Genomic DNA, 6,416 nt, shown 5'->3' on the forward strand with positions numbered 1-6,416 from the left:
TTTTTGGCTCAGATCAGCATCCGTGGAGCGGCGCCATCGGATCGTCGGGGCGGGCCGGCGGATTGTAGGCCGGGGCCCCGGCTGCGTGGTGGGGTCGGCGGCGCGCGTGCCGGCAGGGCCGACAATCGGCCTGGCGCCCGTCCGCCTTTCGTCACCCATTCACCATGCATCCATCCGCGCCGTTCGCGTGGGAGGCGTTTTCCATGAACCAGGCCGTCCGTCTCGTCGCGTTCCTCGAAGCTTTCAAGGGCCTGCTCGTCCTGGCCGCCGCCACGGGGCTGCTGTCGCTGGCGCACCGGGACATCTACGCCATCGCCGTGCGGCTCATCGAGCATGCGCACCTCAATCCCGCGGCCAGATACCCGCAGATTTTTCTGGACGCGGCCCGCAACGTGCAGGACTCCCGGCTCATGCTGCTGGCCCTGGGCGCTGCCGCGTATGCCGCGCTGCGGCTGGTGGAGGCGTACGGCCTGTTCAAGGAACGCCCCTGGGCCGAGGTGCTGGCGGCGGGCAGCGGGGCGATCTACCTGCCGTTCGAGTTGATCGGCTTCCTGCACCACAGCAATGCGCTGCACGCGGGCATCTTTGTGGTCAACGCGCTGGTGGTGGGGGTGATGGTGCGGGCGCTGCTGCAGCGGCGCGCTGCGCGGCCGGGCGGTGCGCCGCAGGGCCTGCACGGCCGCTGACGCCGATGGCGGGTGGCGGCGCCGGGGCGGCTACCATGGCCTTTTCCCCCGCGGAGTTCCCATGCGCAAAGCAATGACCGTCCTCGCCGTCGTCGGCACCCTCGCCGCCCTGTACTTTGCGTACCGCTACGGCGTGTATTGAGCACGGACCCAGCGCGCCCATCATCGCCACGGCCGCCTGCGCCGGTGGAACAAACCCATTACAGAGACAACAGGCCATGCCCATGAAACCCACCCGACTCGCCATTGCCGCCGCCCTTTCCCTGGCGGCCCTCGTGCCCCACGCGGGCGCCCAGACCTCCGCCAAAAAGCACGACGATTTCTTCTGGCTCGGCGAGATCAACAAGGCCACCGCCGTCATCAATACCGACGAGGGCCTGCTCGACCCATCGCTGTCGCCCCTCGTCTACAAAGGCATCACCCAGGTGCTGGCCAACGGCGACAAGCCGGGTGGCAAGCGGCCCTCATTGGTCATCACCTTCGAGCCGTTGCTGATCGAGGCCGCCGGACCCCAGATCACGCTGCTGCACGCCGGCCGATCGAGCCAGGACATGCTGGCCACCGCGCGGTCCGCCATCCTGCGCGATGAAATGCTCCACCTGGCCGAGGCGCTCAGCCAAACCACCGCCACCCTGATCGAACTCGCCGGCAAGCACCGGGCCACCGTGGTGCCCAACTACACCAACGGCGTGGCGGCCCAGCCCAACAGCTACGGCCACTATCTGCTGGGCATCGCCGCCGGGCTGGAGCGCGACGCCCAGCGCATCCGCGAAGCCTATGCCCGCATGGACCGCTCGCCCATGGGCACCACGGTGCTCAACGGCACCAGCTGGCCATTGAACCGCCAGCGCATGGCGGACTACCTGGGCTTTTCCGCCACGGTGGACAACGCGTACGACGCCGCGCAGATCTCCGCCGTGGACCAGCCCGTGGAGGCCGGCGCCATCGTCATGGCCATCGCCCTGCATGCCGGCAGCTTCATCGAAGACGTGATGACCCAATACGCCCAGCCGCGCCCCTGGATCCTGCTGCAGGAAGGCGGCGGCAACACGTATGTCTCCAGCGCCATGCCGCAAAAGCGCAATCCCGGCCTGCTCAACAGCACCCGCCGCGACGCTTCCACCGCGCTCAACCTGGGCATGGGCCCCGCATTGCAGGCGCACAACATTCCCCCCGGCATGAGCGACCCCAAGGAGGTCCGCACCAACGCCGCGATGGTGCAGGCGGCGGCCGGTGTACTGAACAACTGGACGCGCATCCTCAACAACCTGGTGATCGATCCCCAGCGTGCGCTGGAGGAGCTCAACAGCGACTGGACCGCCTCGCAGGAACTGGCCGACGTGCTGATGCGCCAATACAAGCTGCCCTTCCGCGTCGGCCACCATTTCGCGTCGGAGGTCGTGGAATACGCCAAGGCCAAGGACATCCGGCCCCTCGCGTTTCCGTATGCGCAGGCGCAACGCATCTACGCCGAGACGGTGAAGGGAACGGAGTTTGCGCAGGTGCTGCCCCTGTCCGAGGCCGAGTTCCGTTCCACGCTCGACCCCGTGGCAATCGTCAGGAACCGCCAGACCGCCGGCGGCCCGCAGCCCGCCGAAATGGACCGCATGCTGCGCGAGGCATCCCAGCGCGTGGCCGAGCAGGACGGCTGGATCAAGGCCCGGCGCGCGCAGATCGCGGCGTCGCTGGCGCGGCTGGATGCGGATTTCGAGAAGTTGGGCGGGGCCCGCTAGGGTGCTTGCGCTCATCGCTGGTGCCGCGCTCGCTCTGATAGCGAGTGGCGCGATGGCCTCGCCACAGCAGCCCCCTCAGCGGGAGGCAGAGCCAGCGCGCGAAAACTTCTACCTCGGCACGCTGGATACCGCTGAATGGGGCCTGGTCTCGATCTTCGGCCCTGATGGCACGGAGCGGCACGATTGGCCAAGGACCGGCATGGGCAATTCCGGCCCATCGGTGCGGTTGAGCTTTCCAGGTGCCGGGCTTTTCGGCCTGCGCGTGTGCAACGGGTCGACATTCCGATACCGGTGGTGGGCCGAGGATGGCGGCATTCGTGCCGAGCCAGTTTTCCAGACGATGGCCGCGTGCGACGATCAGCCCCTGATGCAGATGGAGGCCTGGGCCCATCGGCAGTTGTCGCAAATTCGCCGATACAGCCTGTACACCGCAGCCGGTGGCACCTTGAGACTCAGGCTGTCTTTTGCCGATGGCAGCCGTTGGGAGCTGCAAGGCTCGCCGTGACGCGGTTGGAGCCGCGCAGCTTCGACGCATTTCGAAACAGCCGAGGGCAAGGGCCGGGCTATGGTGCGACTGTCACAGGCAGGTTGTGGCCATCGTTCCATCCATGCACCAGGAGAAGAAAACCCATGGCACTCGTTCCATGCCCCGAATGCAACCGGCAGATTTCCGATCAGGCGACCGCTTGCCCCGGCTGCGGCCATCCCCAGGCGATGGCCATCAGCAGGCGCTCTGCCTTTGAATCCGGCACCCATGAGGGCCGCCACGCCGGTACCGTGAAAGCCGGCATTGCCGGGATGACCGCCGCCAGCCTGGGCGGCTGGGCCGCGCGGGCGGTGGCGGTGGTGGTGCTCGGCATCGTCGCGGTCGTGGCGATGCTCAGCCGCTGAGACGCACACCGCATGCCTTGGACCGACCGTCCCTGGAAACTCCGGCTCGCCGCCATGCGCTGCGTCCGCTCACCGGCGGCGGCGTGCCCCGGGTGATCGAGGGCTGGCTGGCGCAAGCCCCTTAAAAAACGCGACTTTCCGCAGATCCAGGGCTGGAACGCTTGTAAGAAACCCGTCAGAAACGCATGATCCCGGGTCTTTTTCGACCTGCTGCCAGTTGATCCATGGTTTTTGCGTTCTCCCCGCCTGTTCCCCCCTTTCTGGATATTCGGAGATGGGCTGCCCGATGGGCCCTCTTCATTGCGCTCGCCGCCCTCTCGCAGGGCGCGTGGGCCATGCAGATCTTCGTGAAAACCGTCTCCGGAAGGACCATCGCTCTGGACGTGGAGCCCAGCGACTCGATTGAGAACGTGAAGGCCAAGATCCAGGACCAGGAAGGCATTGCGCCCGAGCAGCAGCGGCTGATCTTTGCGGGCAAGCAACTGGAAGACGGCCGAACCCTCTCGGACTACAACATCCAGAAGGAATCGACCCTGCATCTGGTGGTGCGCCTGCCGAGCGTCGAGGACTCGTTCACCGGCGCTTCGGCCGCCGGCAGTGGGCAGATCACCGCTTCGCTGACCGGCGTGAGCGGTTGCACGTTCGACACCGCGCAGACCGCGTTCGAGGTGCCATCCAGCCGCCCCGCGGGCGCGCAGTTTCCCCAAGGCGTCTTCCGTTTCGTGGCCACCACCTGCGCGGGCAAGGTCACCGTGACGTTGAAGTACCCGCAGGCGCTGGCAGCGGGCAGCCGCTTCATGAAGTACGGCCCGCGCACGGCGGGCGCGGCGCAGTCGGAGTGGTTCGAATGGCCGGGCGCCCAGATCAATGGGGACACGGTGACCTTCGACATCGAGGACAACGGCCCGGGGGACGCCGATCCGGCAGTGGGCACGATCTCCGATCCGGGCGGGCCGGCGGTGATCGCCGCGGCGCCGGCGAGTGCCGCCGCCATTCCCACGCTGTCGCACTTCGGCCTGGCGATGCTGACGGCCTTGCTGGGGCTGATGGCATGGCATCGGCGGCGATCTGCCTGAGTGCAGCGCGTGTCGTGCCCTGAGGGAGGCCTCTCACGGGGGCTGTAGGGCACTGCGTGCTGGCAACGCAGCATCTGGCGCCATTGAAATGCCGGCGCACGGATGAGGTGAACAGCTTGCTCGAACCGGGCGCGTGCTCAACGAAAGGCTTGTGCAAAGGCTTCCCAGGATAGGCCGGTGCCTCTTGCGAGGTCGCTCGTCACGCCGTCAATTCGGCGATGGCGCACTTAGTCTCAGCAACGGAGCCTGTGCTGCTGATCCCTGGCATCCTTGCGCTCCCGCCTCACCCAGTCCAGGTCGTAGTACCGGCTGCCGGCCCGCCCCATGCTGTCCAGCATCCTGACCCGCTCTTCCAGCGCAGAGCATGTGCCATTGTTGGCCTGGGAGGGCTGTGGTGCTGGCAGGGCGTGGCTTTGAATGGGCGCAGCTGCAGCTGCCTCGGATTGCGCTTTCTGATGCCTGCCGGCCTCCACTTGGTCATTCCACGACACGTTGGCAGGCACCCGCTGAATCCGTTCGATGGTCCACCCTCTTTGTGCGCAGTGCTCGGCGGTCCAGTACAACCCGCCCTGGGGGGCGCGACAGAGGTAGATTTCCTTGGTTCGCGGGCCACTCGGATCGCTGATGATCGGCGAGGTGTCGATAAGCTTCGCGCCTTTGCATGGCTCATCGGTGTACGTTTTTCCGCAGCGATACACCTCAGCCGACGCGGCAAGAGGCAGCGCACAGGCGGCGGCAGCAAGGACGAGGCGAAAAGCCATTGCGCTAAAGGAAGGAAATCTGGTCCCCTCGACAGGAATCGAACCTGTATCTAGCGCTTAGGAGGCACTCGTTCTATCCATTGAACTACGAGGAGGACGGGCGATTGTAAAGGCGTGGCCGTGGCAGCTTTTCCCCGCCGTGCTGAGACCTCCGCAAAAGAAGATCGCGCCCGGCGCGGGGCCACAGGCCATGGGAGCGCCGCATTTCCGCAGTGGCAACGCGCCCCGGGCGGTGCGCCGCTCTAAAATACCTCCGCAATGATTTCACCGATGACGCCTCCACAGTTCCACGCCCTGCTCCTGGCGGAGGGACTCTCTCCCGCCATGGAGGCCCTCAACCGCGGTGTGCCGCATCGGTACACCGGCATCTTCCAGGTGATCGAGTCGCAGCTCATCAACGTCTTTCTCTACGACAAGCAGCACCAGATCCGGCCCGAGGCGCTGGCCGTGGTGGCGCTGGACAACAGCTTTTGCCAGTTCGTGCTGCGCGATGGCTCGCTGCTGGTGGACAACTCGATGCACGACGAGCGGCTGCTGGCCAGCTCGTTCCGCGGCGTAGTGGTGGCCTACCACGGCGTGCCGGTGACCGATCACCGCGGCGGCCTGTACGGCACGCTGTGTCATTTCGATCTGGTGGAGCAGGGGCTGGCGCCCGCCCAGTTCGAATTGCTGCAGGCCGCGGGGAGCCTGCTCTATCCCTATCTGCCGCACGGGGATGGCCGGGTGCAGAACGCGCCCCAGTTCGCCCGCGCCGCGGCGGGCTGATGGGCCCCGTCAGTCGTACCGCACCGTGTAGATCAGGTCCACCGCGCTTTGCGCGCCGGTCTGGCCGCGCAGCGTGAGGCTCTTGGTCAGGTCGTAGAAGATGTACAGCGTGCCCAGGGCGCCCGAGAGGCTGCGCTCGTAGGTCACGTAGAGGTCCTTGGACAGGCGCTTGCCGAAGGTGAGCGCGGCGGCCGAGGCATCCTCGCCCGAGCCGGGGCCCTTGAACCCGATCTCGTCGAGCCCCACGCGCTTGGCGAAGTTGCCGGCACCGGCATTGCCGTTGCCCCCGAGCAGCGCCAGCGCCGCCTGCTGCAGCAGCGCGGCCTCGGCGCCGCCGGCGGCGCCGCTGCGGCCCAGCACCACCCAGGAGAGCTTTCGGCGGTCGGGCAGATCGGGGTCGGAATAGAGTCCGCACGCGCGGCGCCTTGGCCGAGCCGGTGACCTGCACGCCGGCGCGCACGCTGATGTTCGGCCGGATGGCCAGGATGTCCAGCGCGGGGTTGT

7 protein-coding genes, 1 tRNA gene and 1 pseudogene are annotated in these 6,416 nt (G+C 67.1%); 6 read left to right on the forward strand and 3 right to left on the reverse strand.

Annotated features, from left to right (window positions below; all coding sequences use genetic code 11):
- Positions 1-203 precede the first annotated feature (203 nt).
- The 5 genes from AC27IQ_RS17445 to AC27IQ_RS17465 all read left to right on the forward strand — a co-directional run bounded on the left by AC27IQ_RS17445 (position 204) and on the right by AC27IQ_RS17465 (position 4,386).
- Entirely contained in the window at positions 204-686 is a 483-nt protein-coding gene (locus tag AC27IQ_RS17445) for a DUF2127 domain-containing protein (RefSeq protein WP_487090213.1), read from the forward strand.
- A gap of 218 nt (positions 687-904) precedes the next feature.
- Entirely contained in the window at positions 905-2,419 is a 1,515-nt protein-coding gene (locus AC27IQ_RS17450) for a lyase family protein (protein ID WP_487090214.1), read from the forward strand.
- A 52-nt stretch (positions 2,420-2,471) separates the two neighbouring features.
- Entirely contained in the window at positions 2,472-2,924 is a 453-nt protein-coding gene (locus tag AC27IQ_RS17455) for an META domain-containing protein (protein ID WP_487090215.1), read from the forward strand.
- Between the two features lie 125 nt (positions 2,925-3,049).
- Positions 3,050-3,310, forward strand: a complete 261-nt coding sequence (locus tag AC27IQ_RS17460) for a hypothetical protein (RefSeq protein WP_272565077.1) — start codon at positions 3,050-3,052, stop codon at positions 3,308-3,310.
- 347 nt (positions 3,311-3,657) lie between these two features.
- Positions 3,658-4,386 carry an IPTL-CTERM sorting domain-containing protein gene (locus AC27IQ_RS17465; protein WP_487090216.1) on the forward strand — a complete coding sequence of 243 codons (729 nt, stop codon included), beginning with the start codon at positions 3,658-3,660 and terminating at the stop codon, positions 4,384-4,386.
- A gap of 233 nt (positions 4,387-4,619) precedes the next feature.
- On the opposite strand, the gene AC27IQ_RS17470 is transcribed toward AC27IQ_RS17465, so the two are convergent.
- Both AC27IQ_RS17470 and AC27IQ_RS17475 read right to left on the reverse strand, forming a co-directional pair.
- The gene (locus AC27IQ_RS17470; RefSeq protein ID WP_487090217.1) at positions 4,620-5,147 is read right to left on the reverse strand and encodes a hypothetical protein; all 528 of its coding nucleotides are present in this window, start codon (positions 5,145-5,147) and stop codon (positions 4,620-4,622) included.
- 20 nt (positions 5,148-5,167) lie between these two features.
- Positions 5,168-5,242 (reverse strand) — tRNA-Arg (locus AC27IQ_RS17475).
- A 175-nt stretch (positions 5,243-5,417) separates the two neighbouring features.
- On the opposite strand from AC27IQ_RS17475, the gene AC27IQ_RS17480 reads away from it, so the two are divergent.
- Complete coding sequence (locus tag AC27IQ_RS17480; RefSeq protein WP_487090218.1) at positions 5,418-5,912, forward strand: guanylate cyclase; 495 nt, start codon at positions 5,418-5,420, stop codon at positions 5,910-5,912.
- A gap of 9 nt (positions 5,913-5,921) precedes the next feature.
- Here AC27IQ_RS17480 and AC27IQ_RS17485 read toward each other — a convergent pair.
- Positions 5,922-6,416, reverse strand: a pseudogene (locus tag AC27IQ_RS17485) (translocation/assembly module TamB domain-containing protein); the annotation flags it as partial.

It is taken from the genome of Acidovorax sp. KPB24-07 (assembly GCF_057543315.1).

Bases quoted from the DNA above. Each gene is read 5' to 3' on its own strand.
- AC27IQ_RS17450 (WP_487090214.1), top strand. From the start codon at position 905: ATGCCCATGAAACCCACCCGACTCGCCATTGCCGCCGCCCTTTCCCTG.
- AC27IQ_RS17460 (WP_272565077.1), top strand. From the start codon at position 3,050: ATGGCACTCGTTCCATGCCCCGAATGCAACCGGCAGATTTCCGATCAG.
- AC27IQ_RS17445 (WP_487090213.1), top strand. From the start codon at position 204: ATGAACCAGGCCGTCCGTCTCGTCGCGTTCCTCGAAGCTTTCAAGGGC.
- AC27IQ_RS17470 (WP_487090217.1), bottom strand. From the start codon at position 5,147: ATGGCTTTTCGCCTCGTCCTTGCTGCCGCCGCCTGTGCGCTGCCTCTT.
- AC27IQ_RS17480 (WP_487090218.1), top strand. From the start codon at position 5,418: ATGACGCCTCCACAGTTCCACGCCCTGCTCCTGGCGGAGGGACTCTCT.
- AC27IQ_RS17455 (WP_487090215.1), top strand. From the start codon at position 2,472: ATGGCCTCGCCACAGCAGCCCCCTCAGCGGGAGGCAGAGCCAGCGCGC.